The sequence below is a fragment of the Arthrobacter sp. HY1533 genome (assembly GCF_027568515.1).
Classification (GTDB): Bacteria; Actinomycetota; Actinomycetes; order Actinomycetales; family Micrococcaceae; genus Specibacter.
This window is the reverse complement of sequence record NZ_JANKZF010000013.1, coordinates 1-24,524: the sequence shown is the minus strand read 5'-3', so window position 1 is coordinate 24,524 and position 24,524 is coordinate 1. Positions and strand designations below refer to the sequence as shown.

Below are 24,524 nucleotides of genomic sequence, written 5' to 3'. Positions count from 1 at the left end.
CTCTCAAGAAGATTGGTGGACGGCGCGGATGCGGCTACTTGACCTCGAGGATGGAGGTGTCGAGGTTGTACTTCTGCGCAATCTTGCCGAGCGAGCCGTCGTCCTTGAGGGCCTTGAAAGCGGTGGCGATGGCGGGCGTCATGGTGCTGCCCTTCTTGCTGAAGACGCCGAAGGTGGTGTCCGGGTCAAAGACTTGGCCGGCCATTTCCAGCTTGCCCGCGTTCTGCGTCACCATGTAGGCGGCGGCAACGTTGGTCTCCACCAGGACGTCGGCCTTGCCGTTGAGCACGGCCAGGACGGTGTCGGAGGTCTTGGGGTATTCGGTGAGTGCCGGGGCGTCCTTGCCCGCGGCCTTGCACTCTTCGCCCATGGCCGTGATGGTGGCGGCGTTGCTGGAGGCAGCCTGGGCCACCACCTTGCGTCCGCACAGGTCCAGCTTGCCCTTGAGCTCGCCGACCAGGCCGGGGGCAGCCAGGGCTGCCGGGCCGGCGTTCATGATGGGTGCGGCGTCGGCAACCTGCAGGCGGGCCGGGCTGGTGTAGAGGCCGCCCAGGATCATGTCGCAGCGCCCGCTCTGCAGGCCGGGCATGAGCCCGTCAAAAGAGGTGACCTCGAACTTGACCTTTACACCCCAGTAGTCGGCCAGTGCGCGGCCGGCGTCGGCATCAAAGCCCACGATGTCGCCGCCTGAACCGTCCGCGTAGTACTCCAGCGGAGGGTACTCCGGGTCGATGCACAAGGTGACCTGGCCTGCCTTGACCAGGTCCTTGGGAGTGTTGGAGTTTCCGGTTGCAGCTTCGTCCCCCGAAGCAGCTGAACAGCCGGAAAGTGCCAGCAGGCCGATGGAGGCTGCGGCAGCAAGTTTGAAGAAGTTCGCCATTGTATTTCTCCTGTGAAGGGTGGTGCGGCACGGTTGCCGCACCGGTGGGGGTGACTAAACGATTGTGTGACACAGCCCACCCAATGTCAACATATTTTCAGCAGATGAGACGATTTACCTTAAATCTGCACGATTGATTGCTGATTTGATGAACAAGATTTCAGAATCCAATGAGTCGAAGTAAATTTTTGACCGAAACATCCGATGTACTGATATAAAGATGGAATGAACCAACTGGACACATTGCTGGTGCACCAGCTGCAGGCCGATGGACGGGCCTCCTACAGCGACCTGGCCAAGTCGGTGGGGAGCAACCGCGCCATGGTTGCCTCGCACGTGAATGAACTGCTCGCCTCGGGCAAGGTCAAGGTCATTGCGGCCGTGCACCCGCGCGTCCTGGGGCTGGAGGTGCTGGCGCACCTGTCGGTGCAGCTTTCCGGTCCCAGCGAGCCGGTCCTGCGCGGCATTGAAACCCTCGATTCGGCCGTCTACATCTCCGAAACCACGGGAACCCACCAGGTGGTCGTGGAAATCCGCCTCGGCACCATGGGCCAGCTCTATGAGACCGTGGCGTTCATCAGCGGACTTCCGAACGTGTCCGCCGTCAACGTGCTGCTGTACGAGCGGGTCATCCGCAGCTTGTTCCTGGGCGAGGAGCCTGTCCTGGAGCGGTTGTCCCTTGACCAGACGGACATTGACATCATGCGCATCCTGCAGCACGACGGACGCAGGGGATTCGCCGAGATTGGCGAGGCCATCGGCGTCTCCATGAGCACCTGCCGCTCCCGGGCGCTGCGGCTGCTGGATGCAAACATCATGCAAATCGGCGCCATCACCCGCCGCGAGGGGACCAGTGACGCCATAGTGTTCGGTTGCGGCATCGCCCTGGCCGGCAACGCCTCGCAGGAGGTCGTGGACCTGCTCGCCGAGGTGGAGGGCGTGGAATTCGTGGCCCGCACCATTGGCCGCTACGCCATGGTGTGCACCATTGCGACGAGTTCGCAGCTGGAATACAACCACGTGGTGGCCCGGATCAGGTCGCTGCCGGGAGTCCGGCACGTGGAGACGTGGCTGCACACCAGGATCGTCCAGGAGCGTTACGAAAACACCCTCGACCAGCTGGAGACGCTTGGGGGCCGCTAGCTGTTTGCTTGATAAATTTCCGCGGGCGCCCCCCACCTTCCACGTGGAAGGTGCGTGCCGCCGTCGAACTGGGGGAAATCAGTCCTGTTCGGGCTGCTGCGCCTCGGCGCCGGGGCCGGTTGCGTTGATGGTGAAGTCGTCCTTGAGCATGTCGAAGACATCGATGCGCCAGGCCGGCGGGACCTCGACGAATTCGCCCACGGCGACCAGGCCCTCCTCCGCCCAATGGGCAATGTTCTGGGCGATCGCCAGCACATCGGGGTCGGCGGCGTCCGGGTTTTCGAGGGCCTCGATGAGCAGCGCGGCGGCGGGTGGCTCCTCCGATGCTGCCTGGGTCAGCCAGTCGGCCATGTCCAGGTGCCACTCCTCGTAGACGCCCTCCTCGGTCCCCTCGAGGGTGACGATGTAAATGAAGTGGCCCACCAGGTCCGCCACGGCCTGGAGCATGTCATCCTCGGCGTCCAGGGCCTGTGCCTCCGGCGTGGGGCGGAGGTGGTTGTCCTCGACGGCCACCAGGCCGGCCATGTTCAGCAGTTCCCAGTACAGGGCCAGCCGGGCGGAATTGCGGTCCTCGTCGGTGGCGAAGTTGGCCGCGGCGGCGAGCTTGCCGATTCCGCTGTGGGACAGGGCGGCAATGGCGTCGGGGTGGTCCGCCATGGTGCCTTCATCCGTCAGCTCGCGGCCGTCGCCCAGCCACGCAAGCAGGGCAAGCGAGTTCTTCCAGAGCGGGGAGTTCACGGCCGTTTCAACGATTTGCTCACGGCTGAGTTCCGGGATGAAGACGTCGGCAAACTCCCAGTCCCCCGGGGACACCTCGCCGGATTCTGCCAGCGGCCCGCCGGTCTGCTTGCACGCCTCGAGAACCGCCTGCAGCTCCTCCGGGGCGCCTGTCCACAGATGGGCTGCCGCCAGGTAGTTCACGTAGTCGCGGACGCCGCTGCGCATGCCCATGACGCCCATCGGGTTGGCGTCAGCCATGACGTCCATGACCTCCTGGACCGCCGCCGGCACCAGGGCCGTGGGGTCAACCTGCGGCTCCACGATGCGGTACATGTCGAAGAAGTCGTCAAGGATCAGCAGGCTCATGTCGATTGACGGCTCCGGGCGGCCCTGGGCTTCCAGCCAGTCAGCGAATCCGGGCGACAGGGCCAGCATGGCGCGCTCCAGCCGGGCCTCGGCCGAGGTCACGGCGGTGGAACGGGTTGCGGCGTCGGCGGCCGCCTTGGCGGGGTTGCCGAATCGGGACTTCTTGGTGCTCTTGGGCTTCTTGGCCACTGCAATCCTTGGGTTTCGTGGGAAGGTTCCCTACAAAGGTAGCCCCAAAGCCCCTCAACGCCGCATCACTTAATGTCGGCTTTCCCGTGACGCAGCACCACTTAACGTCGCTTTTTGGCCAACGCCGCACCACATCCTGGGCCCGTCGGGAAGGTGCGGGCCCTGGGTGGTGCCGCGTTGGCGGAAAGGGGACATCTAGTGATGCTGCGTCGGGAAAAAGGGGACGATAATTGATGCGGCGTCGGAGGAGCGGGAGGGGGTGGAGGGGGTTTGTTAGGCGGTGAAGGGGGTCAGCACGATCTTGCCCGAGCCGTGGCCGGACATGCTCGCCGTGAATGCGGCGGCGGCTTCTTCCATGGGGAAGGTCTGGCCAACGTCGACGCTCAGCTTGCCGGCCTCGACCAGCGCGCTCAGCTTCTCCAGTTCGGCAGCTTCGGGGCGGACCCAGATGTACTGCCCGCCATGCTGCAGCACCGTCCAGTCGGCGATCGAGGCGAGCTTGCCGCCTTCCTTGAGCAGGGCCAGGGAGTCCTCCAGCACTCCGCCGGCGAAGTCGGCCACGGCGTCGACGCCTTCCGGGGCCAGTTCACGCACGCGCTCCACGAGGCCGGCGCCGTACTCCACGGGCTCGGCGCCGAGTTCACTCAGGCGGCTGTGGTTCTTGGCCGAACCGGTGGCGATGACGCGGGCGCCGGCCAGGGTTGCCAGCTGGATGGCGAAGCGGCCAACGCTGCCGGAGCCGTTGTGGATGAGCAGGGTCTGGCCCGCTGCCACGCCCAGTGCGTTGAGCGTGCGCTGGGCGGTCAGCCCGGTCAGGGGCAGAGCCGCGGCCTCTTCCCAAGACAGGGCGGCGGGCTTGTGTGCCACGAGGGCTGCCGGCAGTGCCATGAGCTCGGCAAAGCTGCCGCCCTGCACGGAATCGCGGCGGCCGTAGGCGTAGACCTCGTCGCCCACCTTGAACTCCGGGGTGTCAAAGCCAACGGCCTCCACCACGCCGGCCACGTCCCAGCCCGGGACCACAGGGAAGTGCACGTCCATGAATGGGTCCAGTCCGCCGGACATGATCTTCCAGTCCACAGGGTTCACGCTGGCCGCCTTGACCCGGATAAGGACTGCGCCCGGCCCCACCTTGGGTGTGGGCAGTTCGCTCTGCTCCAGGACCTCGGTGCCGCCGTACTGTGCGTAGCTCATGGCCTTCATGGTTGAACTCATGGGAGTGGTTCCTTTCCGTGGGTGAAATCTTGCTCTGTAGTGGCAAACCAGCGGAATATGCCGCTGATTCCCACTTTCAAAACTTTTTGTACCGGACAGTCCACAACTTTCGGTGTTGACGGGGCCCAGAATCCGCGGAATCCCGCGCCCGCAGAAGCCTTTTGCCGGGTCGGCACTAGGCTTCCACTATGAGCGAGATCACCGCACAGCGCTACAGCTACGGGGGAGATGCTTCCCAGTGGGCAGAGCTGTACCTGCCGCACGGGCCAGCAGTGGCCGGTGTCGCGGTGGTCATTCACGGCGGCTACTGGCGCAGCGCCTACGCAGCAGACCTGGGTGCGCCGCTGGCCGCCGACCTGGCCCGGCACGGGGTGGCTGCCTGGAACCTGGAGTACCGCCGCATGGGCAACGGCGGCGGCTGGCCCGCCACCTTCGAGGACATTGCCCACGGCATCGACGCCCTCGCCGTTGCGGCAGAAGAACACGGCCTTGACCTGGGCTCCGTGGTGGTTCTGGGCCATTCGGCCGGCGGGCAGCTGGGCGTCTGGGCCGCCGGGCGTTCCGCCTTCCCTTCCGGCGCGGTGGGTGCCCAACCCGCGGTGGAGGTGACCGGCGTCGTCAGCCAGTCGGGGCTGCTGAACCTGGCGCAGGCGCAGCAGTTGGGGCTCAGCAGCAATGCCGTGGCCAATCTGCTGGGGGAGAACGTTGCCCTGGCCGACCCCATGTCCGCGATTCCCCTACATGTGCCGGTGGTGGCCGTCCATGCCAAGCACGACGCCGACGTCCCCGCCTCCCAGAGCGAAAGTTACGTTGCCGCTGCGGTTGCGGCGGGCGCCGATGCGCGGCTGGTCTGGGTGCCGGGGGACCACATGGACTTGATCGACGTCCATTCGGAGTCGTACGCCATCTGCCGGGATCTCGTGTTGGGGCTGCTGGGCCGGGCGTAGGGTGGACGGGTGAGCGCATCGGCAAAAGGACAAGGCATGCCCAAGAACACCCGCAAGATCGAATCCGGCATTGAGACGGACTTCAGCGACAAGATGAGCTACGGCAGCTACCTTGCCCTGGACACGCTGCTGAGCGCCCAACGGCCCGTCAGCAAGCCCGAACACCATGACGAGATGCTGTTCATCATCCAGCACCAGACCTCCGAGCTGTGGCTGAAACTGGTGCTGCATGAGCTGCGTGCCGTGCGCGCCTACCTCATGGAGGACAACCTTCGGGCGGCCATGAAGGGCGTGGCCCGGATCAAGCACATCCAGCGCTCCCTCACCGAGCAGTGGAGCGTGCTGGCCACGCTGACGCCCAGCGAATACGCGCAGTTCCGCGGTGACCTGGGCTCCTCCTCGGGCTTCCAGAGCTACCAGTACCGGGCCGTGGAGTTCCTGCTGGGCAACAAGAATGCCGGCATGCTGAAGGTGTTTGCCGGGGACCAGGTGGCCCAAGAGCTTCTCGCCGAACTGCTGGAAAGCTCCAGCGTCTATGACGAGTTCCTGCGCCTTCTGGCGCGCCGCGGCTTTGCCGTCCCCGCCGAAATCCTTGACCGCGACGTCACCCGCGCCCACGTGTTCAACGCCGAACTGGTGCAGCTGTTCAAGGTGGTCTACGAGGACCCGGATGAACATTGGGACCTGTACGAGGCCTGCGAGGAGCTCGTTGACCTGGAGGACAACTTCCAGCTGTGGCGTTTCCGGCATATGAAGACCGTCATGCGCACCATCGGCATGAAGCACGGCACGGGCGGCTCATCCGGCGTGGGCTTCCTGCAGCGCGCCCTGGACCTGACGTTCTTCCCGGAACTGTTTGCCGTGCGGACCGAAATCGGCCAGTAGGCCTACGCCGAGGGGGTCTTTTCCGTTTCCTTTTCGCTGCGCTCGGCCCAGCGGCGCTTGGCAGAACCGTCCAGGGCGGCCTCCACCCAGCGCCCCATGCCGGCGTACGCCCGGGCCCTGATGTCGGCGGGGGAGAGGAAAACGTCGTGGAAGGCCCCCGGTATCCGGTGCAGCGTCACGTCCTGCCCCAAATCCAGCGACCGCTTGGCCACGGCGTCAACATTCAGCACCACATCCGCAGCCAGCGCGGTCGATGACCACTTGGGCTGCAGGTAGCTCTTGTCGGAGAGCATGACCAGGACCGGGGCCGTGACGTCGAAGCCGCGGGCCAGCTGCGCCTGTGCCTGGAACACGGCATTGAGGAAAGCGGGCGTCACGGGGAATCCGCGGTCCGGGCGCCATTCGGAGGAGTACTCCCATTCGCCGTCGTACTTCTTGGAGACGGCGCGGGTGTAGAAGCCGGGGTCGATGGGCGGCAGCGGCGCCAGCGGCTTGAACTTGGTCCTTGCCTGGATCAGCGGCGCCACCATGGCCCGCCCCACCTCGCTGGCCTGGAACTCCAGCCACGGGCTGTTGAGCACGACGGCGGCCGCCGCACCCGGGTGCCGGGCCGCCCACAGGCTCAGTGTCAGCCCGCCGGTCGAGTGGCCCAGCAGGACCAGCGGCCGGTCGCGGGGAGCCGGCGGGGCCGCTTCGGGGTGGTCCCGGCCGGCCAGGGCGTCGAAGGCCCGGCTGAGCCGGTGCCGGGCCTCCTCCAGGAACGCCGCCTGGAAGCTTTGTTCGTCCGCGGCTTCCTCGGGGGCCGGGAGGTCCAGGGCCTCCTCGGTGACCGCGCTGCGCCCCATGGCCGCAAGCGCGGCGGCGATGTCGGCGTCGTACTCGGTGAGGGCCGAGACCTGCCCGGGCACCTGGCCCGGGCGCAGGCTGCGGCCGTAGTTGTGCAGGTCCAGGGCGTAAAAGCGGGCCCCGGCCCGGTGCCAGAACTCGGCCAGTTCCCGCTGGAAGAAGTAGTCCGACCAGCCGTGGACGTACAGGACGTCGGCCCCGGCCAGGGAACTGGCCTGCCACGGCGGGGCGTCCCCGGCGTAGCGCACCAGCGTGGCCGGGGACCCGGCGGGCAGGTCAAGCGTCAGCTGTTCAAAGTCGGGCCCGAGGACGTCCTGCTCCCAAGTACTCATGCCTCGATGCTAGCCGCTAGGACCAGTAGCCCAGCGCAAACTCGGCGATGACCACCGAAAGCAGGAACGAAGCCGTGATCGCGACCAGTCCCACGGGGATGATCTTCCAGCCGATGTTGCGCAGCAGCGGCACGTCCTTGCCCAGCGACAGGCCAGCAAGGGTCAGCATGACGGTGGCAATGGACAGGAAGTCCACGGCGGACACCAGCTTGGTCAGGGATTCCGCGGCGAAGAACCACGGGCTGGAAACGTAGGCGCCGATGGTGGTGATCCAGATGATCGCCGAAATCTTCCGCGACACCTTGGCCAGGAACAGGCCCAGCAGCACCAGGCCCATCAGCACGGCGTAGCCGCCGAACACGTTCCAGTGCAGGCCCTTGGCCGCGACGGATGCCGTGGCCAGGCCCAGGACGGCCAGCACACCCAGGGACAGCCACAGCGGCAGCTTGACCTCGGCGGAGGACTGGGCCACCCTTTCGCGGAAGGAGCGGTTGACGTCGTCGTCCGCAGAAGCGGAAGCGGAAGCGGCAGCGGTTGCGGTGGTGGAGGCGGCGGCCGGGGCAGTGGCACCCGAGGCGGAAACAGTTTCGAGGGCTGCGGCCGCGCTGCGGCGGGTCAGCAGGCGGTAGAAGCGCTCGGCCAGCGGCAGCGAGACGTACAGGCCAACGTACACGCCCAGGATGGTGGTGATGAGGTTGGAGACGGCGGCCATGCCCAGAATGGCCTGCTGGTCGGCCGGGTAGGCCTCGATGATGCTCGCGGCGGAGGCAGCCATCATGGAACCGGAGCCAACGCCGGCACCCATGGCCAGGGCCAGCGGGTTGAAGATGTTCCAGTTGGCCACCAGGGAGGTCAGCAGCGTGATGAACACGGCGCCAAAGAGCGTGCCGAACACGTACATGGCCAGGACGCCGCGGTACTGGTCGGAGTCGGCGCCGTACTTTTCCGAGACCATGGCGAACGACGGTTCGCGGTCAAGGGAGAACGTGGCGCCCACGGTGGCCTTGCCCATGCGCAGCAGCACGGCCAGCGGCAGGGCCAGGAAGACGGTGCCCAACAGGTGGCCGACCTCCTGCAGCAGTAGGGCCGGGCCGGCCTTGATGAGGACGGGCAGGCTCGGGCCGATGTTGAAGGCCAGGCGTGCCACGAGCAGCATCACGGCGACGCCCACCAGGGCCGAGGCCACCTTTTGCAGGTTCAGGCCCAGCGGCTTGAACTTCTGCACAGAGATCAGCAGGCCGGCAATGAGTCCCCAGACCATGGGGAAGATGACGATCGAGCCGATGCCGACGTTGATCTTGGCGGAGCCGATGAGTTGCACGGCGACGGCGATGATCAGTGCCAGCAGCGCAATGGGCAGGGTTTCCTTCATGCCGGCCTTTGCCGGTGCCGTGGTGGTGCTCATGCTCGTGTTCCTTCGGTTTCTGCAGGGGTGGGGGTGCCTGCCGCGGTGGCGGCGTTGCGGTGCGCGGCGGCGATGAAGCGGCTGCGCTGCTCCGGGTTGCTTGCCGCGCCGGCGGCCGTCCAGGCCAGGGCTGTGGCGGCCTCAAACATGACGTCGTACGCCTGCGGAGTGTCGGCCAGGGCGGCGAAGGCGTGGGAGTGGATGGGCACGTTGGCGCCCGGGATGCTCAGCCACGGATGGAGGCTGGGGATGGCTTGGGAGATGTTGCCCATGTCGGTGGAGCCGCCGCCGAGTCCGGCAGCCGGTGAGGTGTCCTTGCCGAAGTGGTCCATGGCGGCCGTCCAGTGCGCGGCCAGCTCGTCGTCCTGCAGGAGCGGCTCGTACAGGGGCTCGGTGGACTCGAAAACCAACTCCGTGCCGGTGGCCAGCGCGGCGCCCTCAAAGCAATTACGGACGCGGACCAGCAGGGATTCGTACTCCGGCAGGGTGAAGGCACGGCACTCGAATTCCACCACGGCCTTCTCGGGGATGATGTTGGTGACGTGCCCGGCCTCGGCCACGTACATGGCCACACGGTGGTCGCCCGGGATCTGCTGGCGCAACAGGCCCACGGCCACCTGGCTCAGCACGGCGGCGTCGGCGGCGTTGACGCCCAGGTGCGGTGCGGCCGCGGCGTGGGCGGCCTTGCCGGTGAAGGTGGCGCGGTACCGGCCCACGGCCTGGGCGCTGGTGCCGGCCGGGTTGTAGGTGATGCCGTCCTGGACGGGGTGGACCATGAGTGCCAGCCCCACGCCGTCGAACGCGCCGTCCTGAAGCATGAGGACCTTGCCGCCGCCATGCTCCTCGGCGGGCGTGCCGATCGCCTTGAGCGTGATGCCCAGCGCGTCGGCGTGCGGGGCCAGGGCCAGCGCCGCAGCCACGGAGGCGCCGGCGATCAGGTTGTGCCCGCAGGCGTGGCCGATCCCGGGCAGGGCGTCGTACTCAACGCACAGGGCAACCGTGAGCTCGCCGCTGCCCGCCGTGGCGGTGAAGGCCGTGGGCAGCCCGGAGGTGCCGGTCTCGACGTCGAAGCCGCCCTCGCGGAGCAGCTCAACAATCGCTGCGGAGGAGCGGACCTCCTCGAAGGACAGCTCGGGGTCGGCGTGGATGGCGCGCGCCAGCTGATGGACTTTTTCGCGCCAATGTTCGACGCCGGTGGCCAGCTGGGCGTTCAGCCCGCCTTCGCTTGGGATGGTGTTGTTGCTCATGGGTGGGGTTTCCTTGCGGGGACTTTGGGAGCGGGTTTGGGGGAGGAATGGGAGGGGACGGGCCGGCACTAGTCCAGGTGGATGTCCAGGTCCGCCCACAGCTGTTGCGAGCGGCGGATGGCCTCGCGGCTGCGTTCCGGGTGGGCCGCCTGCATGCCGGCAAGCAGGGCGTAGACCACCGAGGTGGTGGCCGTGACGGACTGGAAGAAGGCGATGCCTTCGGACGGGACCACCAAAAGGTGCTCCGCAATGGCGGCCAGCCGGCCGCGGCGCATGTCGCTGATGGCCAGGATCGTGGCCCCGGCCCGGTGGGCGGACTCGGCGGCGGCGATCATTTGGCCAATGGAGCGCCAAATGTTGATCACCACCACAACATCGCCCGGACCCAGGGTGTTGGTGCTTGTGACGAGGTGGACGCCGCCGCGGCTTTCCAGGGTGATGGGGTAGCCCATGGTGGCGCCGAGGTGGGCCATGACGCCGGCCGGGGCGGCGTAGGAGCCGTGGCCGAGCACCAGGATGGACTTGGCCGCGGCGAGCGTGGCAATGGCCGCATCCACCTCGGCGGGGTCGTTGGCATCCAGCGTCAGTCGGAGGTTTTCCATGTCCCGGGCCAGTGCCGCGCGCAGCGGGCTGATGTGTTCGCCGTGCTGCACAAGGGTGTCTTCGGTGGAGATCTTGACCAGGTAGCGGGAGCGCAGTTCCCGCTGCAGGTCAGGCCAGCCCTGGAAGCCCAGGTTCTGGGCGGTGCGCACCACTGTGGAGTTGTTGACCTCGGCCCGCCCGGCAATCTCCGCAATCTCGGCGTAGGAGGCCAGCTGCGGGTTGCGGATGATCACCTCGGCCACCCTGCCCTGCGCCTTCGGCAGTGCGGTGCCGGCCATGATGTCATCAAGCCAGTCAACGCCGGGGCCATTGAGGTCCATGCGGGTGGCGGATTGCGCCTGTGTTGTGTGGGTCACTCTGCAATTATGATTGCACAAATGTGATTTGCGCAATCCCAATTGCAAAAGTCCATCAGGTGGAACGGTGTCGCCGAAAGCACAGTGCCCGCCCGGGGACTTGGGGCGGCGGCTGTGCCTATGCTGGGATTGCGCCCCGGTGCGGCCCAGCACGGGCGGCCTGTGGCGCCTGGATCCAATGCAATTTTTTGACATGGCAGCGCACCGGGGACGTGCGCGGCTTGAGGAAAAGGGTGGCGAAATGGCGTTGTGGCAAGAGGATTTTCACGGTTGGGCCCAGGCCTGGGCAGCGGTTCAGAACCTGGAGGCGGCCGTGGACGGGGACGTGGCCACGATTGGCACCCGCCAGGTGGTGAGGTGGACACCCGGGGCGGACGCGCCACTGCCTGGTGAGGGTGCCGAGTTGCTTCTGGCCACCGATGATCCCGCCGCAGCCGCTGGCTTTGCCGCTGCCAACGGCCTGCACGCCGGCCCAGGGCTGGTCCTGCTGGCTGCCCAGACCGACGACTTGGACCTGGTCCCGCAGCTGCCTCCGGAGGCCAACTTGGCCGAGGCTCCCATGGAAAACTACGACCTTGTGGAGATCGCCCTGTTCGACCGCCCCGTGGCCCGTGGCCGCCTGTCCGTCAACGGAGACCTCGGCGTGTTGGCCGGGCTGTCGGTTGACCCAGGCCACGAGGACCTGCTGCTCCAGCTCGAGCAGGCCATGGTGGCCGGGCTGGGCGAGGAGGCGTTCACCCACGGGGCCGGCACGCTTTTCCTGGTGGCCGGGGAGGACCAGGCTGCCCGCTTCGCAGCGGAGGAGGGCTGGAGCCGGGTGGCCCAGCTGCTCAGCTTCACCCGCTAAGAACTGACCCGACCACAGGAAAAAGCACGACGTCGGCACCTGGCCAGGTGCCGGCGTCGTGCCCTTGCTGTGAGTGCCGCTAAGGCTGGTGCTCCATCATGAGCCGCTTGTTTTCCGCGAAGGACTCCGCCGTGCCCTCGTCGAAGGCCGTGCAGTTGCGTCCCACGAGTGCCTCGACGGCCTCCTCGATGCGCGGCGTCTCTGCGGGCTGGCCGGCCTTGATCCGGCCCTTGGCGTCGACCACAATGTAGCCCCATTCGTACAGGGCGTCACAGCCGAGGGCACAGGTGAGCATGGCGTTGTGCTCGAAGTCCAGGCGCTCCTCGTCGGTGCTGTCCGGGCGGGGCTTGATGTGCCCGGCAATGAGCAGCCGGGCCGGGAACTGCTCCCCGCAAATGGCGCAGGGAGCGGTCAGGCGCCCGCGCAGCAGGTTCTTGCGCAGGTGGGCCTGTTCCAGGCGGATGGTGGTCAGGGTCTTCTTGTCGGGCTCGTCGGCGCCCCAGGCACTGCCGGGCAGGCCGCGCAGGCTCGTGGCGGACGACTGCGGGGCGGTGACCCCGGCCTCGGCCAGGAGCTCCTGGCCCTCTTCCGCGCTCAGCGGTGAAATGTAGCGCTGCTGCGGCTTGCCGGCGGCATTGAACGGCTTGGGCTCATCGGTTTCGGGTTCCTCGGTGCCGGTGATGTCCGCGGCACGCTCACGGTGCAGCTGCAGGTTTTCGGCCAGCGGGTGCGTCCGGACAAGCCAGCCCATGTTGGGTTCGTCGGGATGTTTTTCGTAGCCTTCGGGCCGTGGGCTGTCCTGCCACCGCTCCAGGACCACGCTGACCGCGCGCACATAGGGGCCAAAGTAGTTGAACACCACATCACCCTTGCGCAGCTCCTTGATGAGCTCGCGGGTGCCGTCCGGGTCCCCCTGCGGGTCGGGACAGCTCCAGAGCGTCCCTTCGTGGATGGCTGTTTCATAGTTGCGGCCATGGCTGACCCACCAGTACTTCATTGAGCGACTCCTTGGCTTCACTTGCGTTGGCGTTCGTCGTTCATTTCAGGGTAGCGCCTTCGCCGCCGGCATGCCCGTTGCCGGCGAAGAAAATTGGGGCGCCCCGTGCCGGCCATGGCAGAATGGAGGGTGGCCCGGGTGCAGACGGGCCCAGTGATAATACAGCCGGCCGGCCCCGAGGGGCGCGGCATGAGCGAACCACTTAGCTACAGAAATCCGAGACTCAACATGTCCCCGCTGCAAGGCAATGCTTCGGCAACCCCCGTTAAATCCCCAGGCTCCGCCGCCCCCACCTTCGCCGCCGTCGGAAGCCCGTACTTTGGGATCCTGCTGGCGTGCATGGCCGTGATTGTGATCCTGTCCAACATCGGCGCCTCCAAGGGTGTGCAGTTTGGCCCCATCATCACCGACGGCGGCTTCTTCCTGTTCCCCTTCGCCTACATCCTGGGCGATGTGATCAGCGAAATCTACGGCTTCAAGGTCAACCGCAAGGCCATCCTGACCACGTTTGCCCTGTCCATCTTCGCGTCCCTTTGCTACTGGGTCATCATCGTGCTGCCCGGCTTCACGGACGACTACGGCATGGCCAAGCAGCAGGCCCTGCAGGATGCCCTGGGCCCCGTGCCGCAGATCGTCCTGGCCAGCCTGCTCGCGTTCCTGGCCGGCCAGACCGTCAACTCCTTGATCATGGTCCGGCTCAAGGCACGCCACGGGGAACGCAAGCTCTGGGTCCGCCTCATGGGCTCCAGCGGCGCCGGCGAATTCCTGGACACCCTGATCTTCTGCGCCGTGGCCGCGCCCGTGATCGGCATCGTGGGCTTTGGCATGTTCGCCAACTACGTACTGGTGGGCTTCCTGTACAAGGTGGGCGTGCAGTATGCGCTGATCCCCGTCACCTCGGCGGCGATCGGATGGTTCAAGCGCCACGAACCGTCCTACGTGGCAGCTGCTCCGGCGGCGTAGCATTTCGCCGAGTCTGACGGAGAGGTGCTGCTGGAGACGATGCGCAACGTCTCCCTCGCAGCGTTCCGTCAGACTCGGCGCACGGGGTCCGCTTTCCTCAACGCCCGGTCACGTCCGCGGGGCCCTGTTGGCCGCCGGATCCACCGGTGCGGCCACGGCTCCAATGGTCAGGTGGGCGCGAACAGCCATGGCCATCGGCACGAACGTTGCAAACAGGGCCACTGCCCCAACTATGGTTGCCACCGGCCCGCCAAGGAAATTGCTGACGGCAAAAACCACGGCAGCGACGGGAACCCACACCGGCACGGCGCGGGCCATGCGCAGTCCCAGTGACAGCAGCAGCGTCCCGAGCACCAGGCCTGCCAGGAACACCCAGAGCAGGATGCTGCCCAGAATGTAGCCGTCCTCGGCCGCGACGAATTTTTCCACAGCATCCGCGGAAAGCCCGGCGTCTGCCCCGGATCCCAGCACGCCAAAGAACAGGGCAAAGTGCCCCACTCCGACGGCAAGGCCGGTGGCCAGCAGCAGTGATCCTGTCACTGTCAGTGTGTGTCCGCGGGCGGGGGCGGCTGCTGCAGCGGCCAGGATCCCGGGGATCCACAGGATTGGCCCGGCGATCGCCAGTGCCGCGGCCAGCAGCCACATGCCGGGGTTGCCGGAAACCATGGACAGGAGGGCGCCGAAGCCGTCGCCCTCCGGCTGGTTTGCCAGTGCCACGAAGTTTCCGGCCACGAGCGTGGCGGTGCCAAACAGGATGCTGACGGCGGCAATGTTGCGGTCCAGCCATGGGATGGTCATTGGATTCACCTTTCTGAAATGCACTTGAACTGACGGCTCCAGCATGGTGCCGCCGCCCTTCGCGTGCGTCAGCACTCCGGGTGAACTTTGGCCGTGCGCATCCGCCAAATGGGGGACGACGGCGTCAGCACCGCAGCCCTACACTGGGGGCATGGCCCGCTTGATCGCCGCTTGGCGCAGTGCCCGCCCGGGAGGTTTTCCGGCTCCGGACCTGCTGCTGTGCGGGTTCCTGCTGGCCGTGGCCCTGGCGTCCGTGATTTCGGGACAACCCGATGAAGGTCCTGCCGCGGTGACCATTCCGGCTGCTGTTGTCATGGCCGGATCCATTGCCTGGCGGCGCAGGGTGCCACTGGTGCCAGCCGTGGCCTGTGCCGCGGCCAACCTGTTCCAGTCGTGGCTGGCCCAGATGCCAGGGTCCCTGTGGTCGCTGGTGGTACTCGCCATAGCCATGTACTCGGTGTCTGCGTGCAGCACAGAGGCCATGGCCGCGGCCTGTGGGGGCCTGCTCCTGGCGGCGTTGCTGGCAGGGGAATGGCTAGGCGGCGGTTCCGACTTCTTGTTCATTGTGCTGCTTTTTGGCGGCATCTGGTTGCTGGGCCGCGCCGCAAGGATCTGGCGCAGCCGGCTCACCCACCAGCAACTGCACGAGCGCGATGCTGCAAGGTTGGCCGTGGCAGAGGAGCGCCTGCGCATTGCCCGGGAGCTCCACGATGTGCTGGGCCACAGCATGAGCGTCATTGCCGTGCAGGCCGACGCCGCCCAAGCTGCCCTGGACCGGGCACCGGAACTGGCCCAGGAACCGTTGCGGGTCATCCATGCCACGGCCCGCGGCTCCCTCGCCGAAATCCGCGCCTTGCTGGACACCTTGCACAATGATGACGCGCAGGATGGGCCCGGGCCCGGCCTGGCCGAACTGCAGTCGCTGCTGGACGCCGGCCGGCTCGGCGGACTGGAGGTGTCAGGCAGCATCGGCGAGCAATTGCCGCAGTTGTCTCCGGCCGCAGGCTTGGCGGTCTTCCGTGTTGTGCAGGAATCGTTGACCAATGTCCTCAAGCACGCCGGCCCCGTCCCGGCCAGTGTGACCGTCACCCCCGATGGTCCCGGCGTGCGTGTCGAGGTCCGCAACGGACCAGGCGCTGGTGAAGGTGGCCGGGCCCCGTGGGCTCCCTCGGGCTATGGCCTGCAGGGGTTGCGGGAGCGAATCCGGCAGGTCGGGGGCAGTTTCTCGGCCGGTCCCGGGGACGACGGCGGCTGGCTGGTTGCCGCCGTCGTCCCGGCCGTCGCCACATGGCAGGGGACCGATCCATGACAACAATCCTGCTTGTGGACGACCAGCAGCTCATCCGGGATGGCTTCAAGCTCATGCTCAACCTCGAGCCGGACCTGGATGTGGTGGGCGAGGCTGCCGATGGCAGGGCGGCACTGGCATTGGCGGCACGGCTGCATCCCGACGTGGTGCTCCTGGACATCAGGATGCCCGTCATGGACGGGCTCGAAACCACCCGCAGGCTGGCAGCCGCACACAGCAGCGCCGCGATCCTGGTGCTGACCACCTTTGACCTGGACGAGTATGTGTACCAGGCACTGCGCGACGGCGCTCGCGGATTCTTGCTCAAGGACGCGCCGCGGGAACAGCTGGTCCACGCAGTCCGGGTGGTGGCCGGGGGTGAAACGCTACTGGCCCCGGCCATCACACGCAGGCTCATTGAACGCTTTGTCCGGCGTCCGGCGGGCGGGCAGCCTCCGGCGGTGGCGGCGCCGTTGACCGAACGTGAGCAAACAGTGCTTCGACTGCTGGCCCACGGACAATCCAACGCTGAAATGGCCGCCGAGCTGGTACTGGGCGAGGCCACCGTCAAGACCCACGTGGCCCGGATCCTGGCCAAGCTAGGCGTGCGCGACCGCGTCCAGGCGGTGATTGCCGCCTATGAGAGCGGATTCGTTGAACCCGGCGCCTAGCGGTTCGGGTAGTACCGGCGCAGGGTCTCGGCCTTGAACTCGAAGAACGTACCGTCCTCAATGGCGAGGCGGGCGTCGTCGACCATTTTCACCACGAAGCGCTCGTTGTGGATGGAGATCAGCGTGGCCGACACCATTTCCTTGGCCTTGAACAGGTGGTGGATGTAGGCGCGCGTGTAGTTCTGGCAGGTGTAGCAGTCGCACTCCTCTGACAGCGGGGTGAAGTCGCGCTTGTACTTGGCACCGGAGAGGTTGAAGCGGCCATCCGGGGTGTAGAACGCCGAGGTGCGGGCCACGCGGGTGGGGGAGACGCAGTCAAAGGTGTCGGCGCCGTTTTCAATGGCCGTGAAGATGTCGTCCGGTTCCGAGATGCCCAGGAGGTGGCGCGGCTTGTTCTCCGGCAGTTCCTCGGAACACCAGCGCACAATGGTGCCCAGGTTTTCCTTCTCGAGCGCCCCGCCGATGCCGTAGCCGTCAAAGTTCATGTCACCCAGATCGTGGGAGGCCTTGCGGCGCAGGTCCTCGTACTGGGCGCCCTGGATCACGCCGAACAGGGCCTGGTAGGGCTTGCCCACGCGTTCCTCGGTGAGGCGGAAATGCTCCTCGATGCATCGCAGCGCCCACAGCCGGGTGCGCTCCAGGGACATTTCCTGGTAGCCGCGGGAGTTCAGCAGCGTTGTCAGCTCGTCAAAGGCGAACATGATGTCCGCGCCGATCTTGTGCTGGACCTGCATGGAAACCTCTGGCGTGAAGCGGTGCATGTCGCCGTTGAGGTGGGACTTGAACCAGACGCCGTCGTCGTCAATGTGTGCCAGGCGCTCCTTGCCCACGGCCACGGAATCGTCGGCGCCGGCCTGCGGCGAGGCGGCCGCGGCGTCCATGTTGATGACCTTCTTGAAGCCCGAGCCCAGGCTCATGACCTGGAATCCGCCGCTGTCGGTGAAGGTGGGGCCCTGCCAGTTCATGAAGCTGCCCAGCCCGCCGGCCGCATCCAGGATGTCCGCTCCGGGCTGCAGGTACAGGTGGTAGGCGTTGGAGAGCAGTGCCTGGGCGCCGAGTTCCGTCATGGATTCGGGCAGCACTGACTTCACCGTAGCCTTGGTGCCCACAGCGATGAACGCGGGGGTCTTGATGGTGCCGTGGGGCGTGGTGATGACGCCGGTGCGGCCCTGGAACTTGCCGCCGTTTTGCGCAACAGCGGCCTCGTCGGGGGAGCACGTCTCGTTCAGCCGGGTGGTGACCTCGAAACTGAATTCGGCCTGCGACGCCGGCCCGCCGGGGGTGGTGTGGGGTTCGGTGGTGTGCGCTGGCATGAGGAGATCCGTGACGGTTTCTGGGGTGGGCATTGTTCCATATTGCCAGTCTTTGCAGCCTCCCACAGCACCGTGTGAGAAGAACGACGGCGTTGCCTGCCTCACGCAACACGGCGCCACCAAGGCGTTCCCCCGCTCCGCAACGCAAAAGAACCGGACAGGGGGAACGCTTTTCCTGCCGGGGGCCTTAGCGCTTGGCGTCCACCAATGGGGCTGCCTGGGCCGCTGCGGTTTCGACCTTCTTGCGCGGAATGAGCGCACCCAGCACAACGGCGACGGCCGCGGCCAGGATGGCGATCAGGAACGTTGTGTGGAAACCCTCCAGGGTGGGTACTGTTGCCGGCCCGATGGACATGGTCATGTTGGCCAGGACCACGCCCATCACGGCGGCCGAGGTGGACGTGCCCACGGCGCGCATGAGTGAATTCAGGCCGTTGGCGGAGCCTGTCTCCTGCAACGGGACGGCGCCCATGATCAAGGCGGGCATGGCGGCGTACGCCAGGCCAATGCCTGCACCGATGATCATGCCGGCGGCAATGACATGCCACACGGCGTCGGTCAGGAAGAGCGCCAGGACGTAGCCGGCGCCTATGACAATGGCGCCGGCGATCAGGGTCACCTTGGGGCCGCGGCGGGCCGACAAGCGTGCCGACACAGGGGAGAGGGCCATCATGACCAGGCCGCCCGGGGCCATGGCCAGGCCGGCCTGGACCATGGACAGTCCCAGGCCGTATCCGGTGGCGGTGGGTGCCATGAGCAATTGCGGGAAGGCCAGGCTCATGGCGTACATGGCGAAGCCGACGGCGATCGAGGCGAAGTTGGTGAAGAGTACCTGGGGGCGGGCGGAGACGCGCAGGTCAACCAGCGGTGCGGGGATGCGCAGCTCGAAGATGCCCCACAGGACAAGGATGACCGCGGCGGCGGCAAAAAGCCCAAGCGTCAGGGCGCTGCCCCAGCCCCAGTCCGAACCCTTGGTAATGGGCAGCAACAAGGTCACGAGCCCGGCGGCAAGGCCCGCCGCGCCCACGCCGTCGAACCTTGCCGGCGTGCGCAGCGTGGACTCGGGGAGAACCACAAGAACCAGCACGAGAGCCAGGACGGCCATGCTGGCTGCAGCCCAAAACAGGACGTGCCAATCGGCGTTCTGTGCAATCAGAGCTGAGATGGGCAGTCCAATGGCACCGCCAACGCCCATGGTTGCGCTGATGGTGGCCACGGCCGAGCCAACCTTTTCGCGGGGCAGTTCGTCGCGCAAAATGCTGATGCCCATGGGAATCACGCCCATGGCCAGGCCCTGCAGGATCCGGCCTGCCAGCATCATGCCGAGCGAGCTGGTGAGCGCGCAGATGATGGAACCCGCGACCAGCAGCGCCAGCGAGATGAGCAGCATGCGCCGCTTGCCGAAGATGTCGCCCAGGCGTCCGGCAATGGGCGTGACAATGGCGCCGGCCAGCAAGGTTGCGGTGATGATCCATGAGGTGTTGGTGGCGGAGGTGTGCAGGAGTGCGGGCAGCTGCGGGATGAGCGGCACCACGATGGTCTGCATGAGCGAGGCAACAATGCCCACGAATGCCAGGACGGCGACGGCGGCGCGTGGCGAGGGCGATTTTTTGCTGGGTGTTGAACTGATTTGACTCACTGGGCTCCTGAACAAGGGACTGCGGCACGCAAACGGCGCTATTGCATCATACAATCACTTTGCACAATGCAAACAAATTGCATGACGCAATGGCTTGCTAAGCTTGAACCGAGGCCCGCCCACACCCAGGGAGACACATGACGGACGCCGACGATTCGGTAAGGCAGTTGCAATGCGAGCTCATGTTGCTGTCGCGCTATCAGCTGCGTCCCCAACCCCGGGACGTGCCCATGATTGAACGCTCGGCCTATTTGCTGCTGAGCCGGCTTGAGCTGGTGGATCCAATGACGCTCAAGGAGCTCTCGCATGCCTTGCGCCTTGACACCTCCACCGTGCATCGCCAGCTGGGTGCGCTGTTGCGCTTGGGGTACGTGGAATACGTTCTGGGCGCCGCAGGCGAGGTGGCCCGCCGTGTAGCTCCCACCAAGGAGGGCTTGGCTGCCCTGGTTCAGACAAGGTCAAGCAACGAAGCCGGGCTCCGGGACGTCGTGGGCACGTGGCCCGAGAAAAAGCGGCAGCAGCTCATGCTGCTGTTGCGGGAGTTCAACCAGGATGTGGAAACCATCGAGGATGCGCCTTGGCCGCGGCTCGGGGATGCCCCGCCGCAGGGGGCTGCCCAGGGCTGAAGCAGGGGCGGGGTGTCATTCGTCGGGGAAGTGCTCCTCCATGAAGCCGTCCCACTGGGCGCCGATGGCCTCGAACGCGGCCGCACCAAGGCCGTATGTCGAGGCGATGACCATGGCCCCGGGGTGTTCACGGATGCCCTCCACCCTGTCCTGCCGGGCCAGGATGAGCAAGCCGTCGCCGTGCTCGGCGTAGTCCTCAACTGTCAGTCCCAATTGGCTCTCACTGCGGTAAAAGACCTTGCCGGAAAGCGTTGCCCCCGTGTTCAGGGTCAGCTCATACGGTTCGCCGGGATCGGGCAGCCAGCCGGTGTCGATGCCCAGCGCATCCCACAGCTTGGCGTGCGCGGCACTCAGGCCGTCCACGTAAATGGTGCGCCGCGGCGTCTTGGGGTGGTGTTCCAGCGCGAACTTCAGCTGCTGCATGAACATCGACCACCCGGCGGTGATGTCGGCGTCGTACTTGGCCCACTCGCCCGTGGCCACGCCGCGCGTCATGGTCAGCAGCGTGCCGTCCGGGTGGGGCTCCAGGACGAAGACGTCACCCATTTCCAGCTCAAGGCGCAGGTGGTCGCCGCCTTCGGTGACGTTGGACTCGTAGATCTGCTTGATCTCCGCATCCAGCCCCTCCATTTCCCAGCCGTGCCACTGGGCAATGCGGGCGGGCTCGCGGAGCATGCGCCAGACCTGCTCGGCGTCGGCATTGACAAGGACTGAGAGCTGGGTGGTCTCCATGGTTGGTAATCTACGCCGGAACCGCCCAACGGGCTAGGGTGCCGCGCGGGCGCCCATTCGGTTGTCCATGGCCGACGCCGGCAACGCACCGTCCGCGCGCAACGGAACTTCCGCCGTCGTGCTTCATAGGTGAGGGAGCGTCGGCCGAAACGCGCCTAGAGGTGAGGGAGCGTCGGCCGAAACACGCCTAGAAGTGAGGGAGCGTCGGTGGTGGGGGAGGCTAACTAGCGGCCCAGACCTGCGTAGGAGATGGCCTGGCGGACCAGGGCGCCGCGGCCGCCCACGAACTCGGCCTGCACGCCGGGGCTCAGGACCTCCTCGGGGCTCATCCAGGTCAGCTCCAGGGCATCCTGGCGAGGTTCGCATTCGCCCGTCACGGGGATGACGTAAACCATGGCGACCGCATGCTGGCGCTCGTCCGTGAATCCGGTCTGCGACGGGGAGGGCAGGTATTCGGCCACAGTGAACGGCACGGGGCTAACGGGCAACTGCGGGAACGCGAGCGGGCCCAGGTCCTTTTCAATGTGCCGGATCAGGGCTGCGCGGATGGTCTCGCGGTACAGCACGCGCCCGGAAACCAGGGTGCGGACCATGGAGCCTTCCTCGTCCGCCTGCAGCAGCAGCCCCACCTCGTTGACGTAGCCCAGCGGATCCAGTCGCACCGGAACGGCCTCCACGTAAACCATGGGAAGCCGGTTTCGGGCCTCGTACAGGTCCTCGTTGGACAGCCAGCCGGGATAGGGATCGGGTGTGCGCACGCTCATACCTAAGTTCTACCCCATCCCCGCCGTGCGCGCCGCCTCGGCCGCGTGAATGTGCGGTGAAAATCCGTCACTGCGGCGCGGCACTGCCCGACAGGCGGGTGATTTCAAGGTCGACGCCGGACACCGCGCCCGCCGCCGTGGCCACGAAGCCGCCGTTCTTGGCACGGAACAGGGCGCCGCCGCCGGGGCGTTCCGCGACCAGGCGTGCGCCGATGTCCGCCAGGACCTTGTTCGCGGCTGCCGGATCCGGGGTGCGCCACGTGGCCGTGACGGCCAGCGGCGTGTCCTCCGCAGGCAAGCGCAGGTCCGTGGAGGGATCCGCCAGGAACGTGAAGCCGTCGGGGGCAGTGACGCGGGCGGTGCTGCCATGCCGGGAGTCGACAAGTTTCGCTGCCGTTCCGTCAGCGAGGGTGCGCCGGACAAAGATTTCGCAGTCGCGCACCTCAAAGCCGAGGTTCGTGGTGCCGTCCTCCGGGCTGCCCGCCTCCGCCGCGTGCACGCCCACCTTGCCGCTGCCGGAGTCGAAGACCCGCCAATTGCCGTGGTTCTCCACGCAGAGCAGCCCCTGGGCCTGAAGATCTGCGCTGAACTCGTCGATCCTGGAGGTGAAGTGGATGGGGCGGACGCGCAGCATGGTGTCTCCTGGTGGTTCCGGGTGTCAAAGCAATATTAGTGTTGAGCCATGGCCGAACTTCCTGAACTGCTGCTGCCCGATGCCGCTGCCTGGCGCGAATGGCTGGTGGAACACCACGAATCCAGCCCCGGCGTGCGGCTGGTCCTGCACAAGAAGGGCGGCGACGTCACGGAGCTGACATACGCTGCGGCACTCGATGAGGCCCTCTGCTTTGGCTGGATCGACGGCGTTGCCGGCAAGCGGGACCATGCCAGCCAACGGCGCAGATTCACCCGGCGCACCAAAACCAGCAAGTGGTCCAAGATCAACGTGGGCCACTTCGAGCGGCTCTCGGAGGAGGGCCGCATGCGCCCGGCCGGGGTGGCCGTCGCGGACGCCGCCAAGGCGGACGGGCGCTGGGAAGCCGCCTATGCGGGGCAGGCCAGTGCCGTGGTCCCGGACGATTTGGCGGGCGCCATTGCAGCCAATCCGCAGGCCCAGGCCATGTTTGAGGTGCTGACAGCCACCAACAAATTTGCCCTGATCAACCGCACCATCAGCGTCAAGACGCCCGCCGTCCGGGCCGCCAATGTTGAACGGCTTGTGCAGATGCTGGCCCGGGGCGAGACGCCCTACCCGCAAAAGCGCCGGCCCGCCGCCCAAGGCTGAGGATTCCGGTCCGCCGAAGAACCGCCCCTGGCTGACGCCGTGTGCGGGATGGCACTACCGTTGAGCCATGGCCGAACTCCCTGAACTGCTGCTGCCCGATGCCACTGCCTGGCGCGAATGGCTGGCGGAGCACCACGACTCCAGCCCCGGCGTGCGGCTGTTCCTGCACAAGAAAGGCGGCAACGTCACCGAACTGGACTACGCCGCGGCACTCGATGAAGCCCTGTGCTACGGCTGGATCGACGGCGTCGTTGGCAAGCGCGACGACCACTCCTTTGTGCGCCGCTTCACCCCGCGCACCAAGGCCAGCAAGTGGTCCAAGATCAACGTGGGCCATTTCGAGCGGCTGTCCGAAGAAGGCCGCATGCGCCCGGCCGGGGTGGCCGCCGCGGACGCCGCCAAGGCCGACGGCCGCTGGGAGGCCGCCTATTCCGGGCAGGCCAGCATCGAGATGCCGGCCGACTTTGCCGCAGCCATCGCCGCCAGCCCCCGCGCCCGGGCCATGTTCGAGGTGCTGACCGCCACCAACCGCTACGCGTTCCTGTACCGGATTGCCAACGTCAAGACCGAGGCCGCCAGGAAGGCCAACATCGCCCGCTTCGTGGCCATGATGGAATCCGGCGAAACCCCGTACCCGCAAAAGCGCCGGCCCGCCGCGGACAGCTGAACCTTCCGGGGGCCGGCGCCGCCCGGCCCATGCGGCCCGGCTCTGGCGGTGCCGGGCGGGTGCAACTAGCGTTGGTGCATGATCGAGCTTCCCGAACTGTTGCTCCCCGGCGCATCCCCCTGGCGGGCCTGGCTGGCGCAGCACCACGCCTCCAGCCCCGGCGTGCGGCTTGTCCTGGGCAAGAAGGGCGGCACGGTCACGGCACTGGACTATGCCGGCTCGCTCGATGAGGCGCTGTGTTTTGGCTGGATCGACGGCGTGGTGGGCAGGCGCGACGCCGGCAGCTACTTCATCCGGTACACGCCCCGGACCCGGACCAGCCAGTGGTCCATGAACAATGTGGACAGGATCGGGCGCCTGTCCGCCGCTGGACTGCTGGAGACTGCCGGGCAGGCCGCCGTCGACGCCGCCAAGGCCGACGGCCGCTGGGAGGCGGCCCACGCGGCCCGGGCCGCGGCAGACATGCCGGCCGAGCTGTCCGCAGCCATCGTGGCGAACCCCGCGGCCCAGGCCATGTTCGGGGTGCTCACGGCACTCAACCGCCAGGTGCTGGTGTACCGCGCCGCGACCGCACTGGCAGATGCGGATCCGGAGGCGGGGGCCGTGGCGGTTGCCGGCCTCGTGGACATGCTCGCCGCGGGGGAGGCGCCGTACCCGCAGAAGCGGCGGCCGCAGGGCCTAGGGCGTGTCTCTTAGAGCGGTGAGCCAGATGGTGAGGGCGCGGAGAACGGCTCCGTCTCGGTAGGTAGGGGCGAGTTTGTCGTAGCGGGTTGCCAGAGCGCGCCATTGCTTGTAAGTGTTGAAGT

General features: G+C 66.8%; 25 protein-coding genes. 11 read left to right on the top strand and 14 right to left on the bottom strand.

Going from position 1 to position 24,524, the window contains the following annotated elements; genetic code table 11:
- Window positions 1–34: 34 nt before the first annotated feature.
- Window positions 35–880 carry a transporter substrate-binding domain-containing protein gene (locus PCK14_RS11075; RefSeq protein ID WP_269938549.1) on the bottom strand — a complete coding sequence of 282 codons (846 nt, stop codon included), beginning with the start codon at window positions 878–880 and terminating at the stop codon, window positions 35–37.
- Window positions 881–1,105: 225 nt separating this feature from the next.
- Between PCK14_RS11075 and PCK14_RS11070 the strand changes: the two genes are divergently transcribed.
- Window positions 1,106–2,023, top strand: a complete 918-nt coding sequence (locus tag PCK14_RS11070) for an Lrp/AsnC family transcriptional regulator (protein ID WP_269938548.1) — start codon at window positions 1,106–1,108, stop codon at window positions 2,021–2,023.
- Between the two features lie 78 nt (window positions 2,024–2,101).
- On the opposite strand, the gene PCK14_RS11065 is transcribed toward PCK14_RS11070, so the two are convergent.
- The gene (locus PCK14_RS11065; protein ID WP_269938547.1) at window positions 2,102–3,298 is read right to left on the bottom strand and encodes a hypothetical protein; all 1,197 of its coding nucleotides are present in this window, start codon (window positions 3,296–3,298) and stop codon (window positions 2,102–2,104) included.
- Window positions 3,299–3,571: 273 nt separating this feature from the next.
- Window positions 3,572–4,510, bottom strand: a complete 939-nt coding sequence (locus PCK14_RS11060) for an NADP-dependent oxidoreductase (protein ID WP_333474356.1) — start codon at window positions 4,508–4,510, stop codon at window positions 3,572–3,574.
- A gap of 197 nt (window positions 4,511–4,707) precedes the next feature.
- Between PCK14_RS11060 and PCK14_RS11055 the strand changes: the two genes are divergently transcribed.
- Both PCK14_RS11055 and kynA read left to right on the top strand, forming a co-directional pair.
- Entirely contained in the window at window positions 4,708–5,457 is a 750-nt protein-coding gene (locus PCK14_RS11055) for an alpha/beta hydrolase (RefSeq protein ID WP_269938689.1), read from the top strand.
- A 36-nt stretch (window positions 5,458–5,493) separates the two neighbouring features.
- Window positions 5,494–6,342, top strand: coding sequence for a tryptophan 2,3-dioxygenase (kynA, locus tag PCK14_RS11050; RefSeq protein WP_269938546.1), 849 nt, complete (start codon window positions 5,494–5,496; stop codon window positions 6,340–6,342).
- 2 nt (window positions 6,343–6,344) lie between these two features.
- Here kynA and PCK14_RS11045 read toward each other — a convergent pair whose 3' ends face one another.
- The 4 genes from PCK14_RS11045 to PCK14_RS11030 form a co-directional block, all read right to left on the bottom strand.
- The gene (locus PCK14_RS11045) at window positions 6,345–7,520 is read right to left on the bottom strand and encodes an alpha/beta hydrolase (RefSeq protein ID WP_269938545.1); all 1,176 of its coding nucleotides are present in this window, start codon (window positions 7,518–7,520) and stop codon (window positions 6,345–6,347) included.
- A 16-nt stretch (window positions 7,521–7,536) separates the two neighbouring features.
- A complete protein-coding gene (locus PCK14_RS11040; RefSeq protein ID WP_269938544.1) occupies window positions 7,537–8,925 on the bottom strand; it encodes a DUF3100 domain-containing protein in 1,389 nt (462 codons plus the stop codon).
- Window positions 8,922–10,172, bottom strand: coding sequence for an amidohydrolase (locus tag PCK14_RS11035; protein ID WP_269938543.1), 1,251 nt, complete (start codon window positions 10,170–10,172; stop codon window positions 8,922–8,924). Before PCK14_RS11035 ends, PCK14_RS11040 begins: the two co-directional genes overlap by 4 nt.
- 68 nt (window positions 10,173–10,240) lie before the next feature.
- Window positions 10,241–11,095: a MurR/RpiR family transcriptional regulator gene (locus PCK14_RS11030; RefSeq protein WP_442864708.1), complete on the bottom strand. Its 855-nt coding sequence runs from the start codon at window positions 11,093–11,095 to the stop codon at window positions 10,241–10,243.
- Window positions 11,096–11,372: 277 nt separating this feature from the next.
- On the opposite strand from PCK14_RS11030, the gene PCK14_RS11025 reads away from it, so the two are divergent.
- Window positions 11,373–11,978, top strand: a complete 606-nt coding sequence (locus tag PCK14_RS11025) for a hypothetical protein (protein ID WP_269938542.1) — start codon at window positions 11,373–11,375, stop codon at window positions 11,976–11,978.
- 79 nt (window positions 11,979–12,057) lie between these two features.
- Here the strand turns inward: PCK14_RS11025 and PCK14_RS11020 are convergent, their stop codons facing one another.
- Window positions 12,058–12,975 (bottom strand): hypothetical protein, encoded by a 918-nt coding sequence (locus PCK14_RS11020; protein ID WP_269938541.1) that lies wholly within the window; start codon window positions 12,973–12,975, stop codon window positions 12,058–12,060.
- 228 nt (window positions 12,976–13,203) lie between these two features.
- On the opposite strand from PCK14_RS11020, the gene PCK14_RS11015 reads away from it, so the two are divergent.
- Window positions 13,204–13,938: a queuosine precursor transporter gene (locus tag PCK14_RS11015; protein ID WP_269938687.1), complete on the top strand. Its 735-nt coding sequence runs from the start codon at window positions 13,204–13,206 to the stop codon at window positions 13,936–13,938.
- A 108-nt stretch (window positions 13,939–14,046) separates the two neighbouring features.
- Here the strand turns inward: PCK14_RS11015 and PCK14_RS11010 are convergent, their stop codons facing one another.
- Window positions 14,047–14,736 carry a hypothetical protein gene (locus PCK14_RS11010; protein ID WP_269938540.1) on the bottom strand — a complete coding sequence of 230 codons (690 nt, stop codon included), beginning with the start codon at window positions 14,734–14,736 and terminating at the stop codon, window positions 14,047–14,049.
- A gap of 151 nt (window positions 14,737–14,887) precedes the next feature.
- Here PCK14_RS11010 and PCK14_RS11005 point away from each other — a divergent pair, with 151 nt between their 5' ends.
- Together PCK14_RS11005 and PCK14_RS11000 are read left to right on the top strand one after the other, a co-directional pair.
- On the top strand, window positions 14,888–16,045 hold the full coding sequence (locus PCK14_RS11005; protein ID WP_269938539.1) for a sensor histidine kinase: 1,158 nt from the start codon (window positions 14,888–14,890) through the stop codon (window positions 16,043–16,045).
- Window positions 16,042–16,695, top strand: coding sequence for a response regulator (locus tag PCK14_RS11000; RefSeq protein ID WP_269938538.1), 654 nt, complete (start codon window positions 16,042–16,044; stop codon window positions 16,693–16,695). The genes PCK14_RS11005 and PCK14_RS11000 overlap by 4 nt, the downstream gene beginning before the upstream one ends.
- Here the strand turns inward: PCK14_RS11000 and tgt are convergent.
- Together tgt and PCK14_RS10990 are read right to left on the bottom strand one after the other, a co-directional pair.
- The gene (tgt, locus tag PCK14_RS10995; protein ID WP_269938686.1) at window positions 16,692–18,008 is read right to left on the bottom strand and encodes a tRNA guanosine(34) transglycosylase Tgt; all 1,317 of its coding nucleotides are present in this window, start codon (window positions 18,006–18,008) and stop codon (window positions 16,692–16,694) included. The two genes, PCK14_RS11000 and tgt, sit on opposite strands and share 4 nt — an antisense overlap.
- A 187-nt stretch (window positions 18,009–18,195) precedes the next feature.
- Window positions 18,196–19,647 carry an MFS transporter gene (locus PCK14_RS10990; RefSeq protein ID WP_269938537.1) on the bottom strand — a complete coding sequence of 484 codons (1,452 nt, stop codon included), beginning with the start codon at window positions 19,645–19,647 and terminating at the stop codon, window positions 18,196–18,198.
- A 137-nt stretch (window positions 19,648–19,784) separates the two neighbouring features.
- Between PCK14_RS10990 and PCK14_RS10985 the strand changes: the two genes are divergently transcribed.
- Window positions 19,785–20,273: a MarR family winged helix-turn-helix transcriptional regulator gene (locus PCK14_RS10985; protein ID WP_269938536.1), complete on the top strand. Its 489-nt coding sequence runs from the start codon at window positions 19,785–19,787 to the stop codon at window positions 20,271–20,273.
- Between the two features lie 15 nt (window positions 20,274–20,288).
- Here the strand turns inward: PCK14_RS10985 and PCK14_RS10980 are convergent, their stop codons facing one another.
- The 3 genes from PCK14_RS10980 to PCK14_RS10970 all read right to left on the bottom strand — a co-directional run bounded on the left by PCK14_RS10980 (window position 20,289) and on the right by PCK14_RS10970 (window position 22,403).
- The gene (locus PCK14_RS10980) at window positions 20,289–21,005 is read right to left on the bottom strand and encodes an SRPBCC family protein (RefSeq protein WP_269938535.1); all 717 of its coding nucleotides are present in this window, start codon (window positions 21,003–21,005) and stop codon (window positions 20,289–20,291) included.
- A gap of 224 nt (window positions 21,006–21,229) precedes the next feature.
- Window positions 21,230–21,769 carry an NUDIX hydrolase family protein gene (locus PCK14_RS10975; protein WP_269938534.1) on the bottom strand — a complete coding sequence of 180 codons (540 nt, stop codon included), beginning with the start codon at window positions 21,767–21,769 and terminating at the stop codon, window positions 21,230–21,232.
- A gap of 67 nt (window positions 21,770–21,836) precedes the next feature.
- Window positions 21,837–22,403, bottom strand: coding sequence for a VOC family protein (locus PCK14_RS10970; RefSeq protein ID WP_269938533.1), 567 nt, complete (start codon window positions 22,401–22,403; stop codon window positions 21,837–21,839).
- Between the two features lie 48 nt (window positions 22,404–22,451).
- Here PCK14_RS10970 and PCK14_RS10965 point away from each other — a divergent pair, with 48 nt between their 5' ends.
- The 3 genes from PCK14_RS10965 (at window position 22,452) to PCK14_RS10955 (ending at window position 24,414) form a co-directional block, all read left to right on the top strand.
- Window positions 22,452–23,051: a YdeI/OmpD-associated family protein gene (locus tag PCK14_RS10965; protein WP_269938532.1), complete on the top strand. Its 600-nt coding sequence runs from the start codon at window positions 22,452–22,454 to the stop codon at window positions 23,049–23,051.
- A gap of 67 nt (window positions 23,052–23,118) precedes the next feature.
- The gene (locus PCK14_RS10960; protein WP_269938531.1) at window positions 23,119–23,718 is read left to right on the top strand and encodes a YdeI/OmpD-associated family protein; all 600 of its coding nucleotides are present in this window, start codon (window positions 23,119–23,121) and stop codon (window positions 23,716–23,718) included.
- 78 nt (window positions 23,719–23,796) lie between these two features.
- Window positions 23,797–24,414, top strand: coding sequence for a YdeI/OmpD-associated family protein (locus PCK14_RS10955; protein ID WP_269938530.1), 618 nt, complete (start codon window positions 23,797–23,799; stop codon window positions 24,412–24,414).
- The last annotated feature ends 110 nt before the right edge of the window (window positions 24,415–24,524 follow it).

Coding starts and splice junctions, on each gene's coding strand:
- PCK14_RS11045 (WP_269938545.1), bottom strand. CDS start 7,520: ATGAGTACTTGGGAGCAGGACGTCCTCGGGCCCGACTTTGAACAGCTG.
- PCK14_RS10975 (WP_269938534.1), bottom strand. CDS start 21,769: ATGAGCGTGCGCACACCCGATCCCTATCCCGGCTGGCTGTCCAACGAG.
- PCK14_RS10970 (WP_269938533.1), bottom strand. CDS start 22,403: ATGCTGCGCGTCCGCCCCATCCACTTCACCTCCAGGATCGACGAGTTC.
- tgt (WP_269938686.1), bottom strand. CDS start 18,008: ATGCCAGCGCACACCACCGAACCCCACACCACCCCCGGCGGGCCGGCG.
- PCK14_RS11010 (WP_269938540.1), bottom strand. CDS start 14,736: ATGACCATCCCATGGCTGGACCGCAACATTGCCGCCGTCAGCATCCTG.
- PCK14_RS10985 (WP_269938536.1), top strand. CDS start 19,785: ATGACGGACGCCGACGATTCGGTAAGGCAGTTGCAATGCGAGCTCATG.
- PCK14_RS11030 (WP_442864708.1), bottom strand. CDS start 11,095: ATGGACCTCAATGGCCCCGGCGTTGACTGGCTTGATGACATCATGGCC.
- PCK14_RS10955 (WP_269938530.1), top strand. CDS start 23,797: ATGATCGAGCTTCCCGAACTGTTGCTCCCCGGCGCATCCCCCTGGCGG.
- PCK14_RS11060 (WP_333474356.1), bottom strand. CDS start 4,510: ATGAGTTCAACCATGAAGGCCATGAGCTACGCACAGTACGGCGGCACC.
- PCK14_RS11000 (WP_269938538.1), top strand. CDS start 16,042: ATGACAACAATCCTGCTTGTGGACGACCAGCAGCTCATCCGGGATGGC.
- PCK14_RS11005 (WP_269938539.1), top strand. CDS start 14,888: ATGGCCCGCTTGATCGCCGCTTGGCGCAGTGCCCGCCCGGGAGGTTTT.
- PCK14_RS10980 (WP_269938535.1), bottom strand. CDS start 21,005: ATGGAGACCACCCAGCTCTCAGTCCTTGTCAATGCCGACGCCGAGCAG.
- PCK14_RS11075 (WP_269938549.1), bottom strand. CDS start 880: ATGGCGAACTTCTTCAAACTTGCTGCCGCAGCCTCCATCGGCCTGCTG.
- PCK14_RS11015 (WP_269938687.1), top strand. CDS start 13,204: ATGTCCCCGCTGCAAGGCAATGCTTCGGCAACCCCCGTTAAATCCCCA.
- PCK14_RS10965 (WP_269938532.1), top strand. CDS start 22,452: ATGGCCGAACTTCCTGAACTGCTGCTGCCCGATGCCGCTGCCTGGCGC.
- kynA (WP_269938546.1), top strand. CDS start 5,494: ATGCCCAAGAACACCCGCAAGATCGAATCCGGCATTGAGACGGACTTC.
- PCK14_RS11035 (WP_269938543.1), bottom strand. CDS start 10,172: ATGAGCAACAACACCATCCCAAGCGAAGGCGGGCTGAACGCCCAGCTG.
- PCK14_RS11025 (WP_269938542.1), top strand. CDS start 11,373: ATGGCGTTGTGGCAAGAGGATTTTCACGGTTGGGCCCAGGCCTGGGCA.
- PCK14_RS11020 (WP_269938541.1), bottom strand. CDS start 12,975: ATGAAGTACTGGTGGGTCAGCCATGGCCGCAACTATGAAACAGCCATC.
- PCK14_RS10960 (WP_269938531.1), top strand. CDS start 23,119: ATGGCCGAACTCCCTGAACTGCTGCTGCCCGATGCCACTGCCTGGCGC.
- PCK14_RS11070 (WP_269938548.1), top strand. CDS start 1,106: ATGAACCAACTGGACACATTGCTGGTGCACCAGCTGCAGGCCGATGGA.
- PCK14_RS11040 (WP_269938544.1), bottom strand. CDS start 8,925: ATGAGCACCACCACGGCACCGGCAAAGGCCGGCATGAAGGAAACCCTG.